Source organism: Bartonella sp. MR168JLCBS (assembly GCF_042194175.1).
The window spans coordinates 1-720 of the sequence record NZ_JBHIMP010000364.1; the positions used below are offsets into that span (position 1 = coordinate 1).

A 720-nucleotide genomic window follows, 5' to 3' on the forward strand; every position below is an offset into this window, starting at 1 on the left:
GCCTCTTCATCAGCAGCCAAACGTTCTTCACTATAAACATCACCTCTCAACAACAACGAGAGCATTCCTGAAGGCTTTGTTGAAATTACATCACGCAAACGGCTGCTTCTAAAAGCATTATTCCCTTTAAAAGTGATATTGCTAATCTTGGTCTTCCGGCCTTCAACAATATTAAAGACCACATTTACGCGCCCCTGTCCCAGGTTAATGGTTTGAACTGTAACAGCAACATTATTACGACCAACAGTTTTATAAGCCTCACAAATCACATTAACATCAGCCGAAAGCTTAGCAGAATTAAAAGACTCATTCGGTTTTAAAGAAATAAACCGCGTAAGATCTGAGTCTTTAAAAGATTTATTTCCCTGAAAGACTATCTGATTGACAACCTCATATTCTTTTACGAATACAACCAGCTTATCGCCTACTTGGTTTATTTTAACATCATAAAATAAACCTAATCCAAAAAGACGCTTTACCGCAAAATCGATATCACCACTGGAAAAACTTTTTCCAACTTTAATGCCTATATTGTCTCGAATTGCCTGAGCGCTTACAAATTTATTTCCGCGAACCTCAATAGAACGAACCACAGATGCTTGCACTTCTCCAACCATCGCAATTGACATAAAAGCGGTTGTTGGAGCAATCACCCCCATACCCAATACCAACGCAGCTGCTGCATTTAAAAACCTTGAATTCGTAGTCATTGGCTTTTTT

At 38.6% G+C, this 720-nt stretch carries 1 protein-coding gene; it reads right to left on the reverse strand.

Annotation, left to right across the window (positions count from 1 at the left end; translation table 11 throughout):
* On the reverse strand, positions 1 to 710 hold a 710-nt coding region (locus ACFIK8_RS11420; RefSeq protein ID WP_375669494.1), incomplete at its 3' end, for an FtsQ-type POTRA domain-containing protein.
* Positions 711 to 720 lie beyond the last annotated feature (10 nt).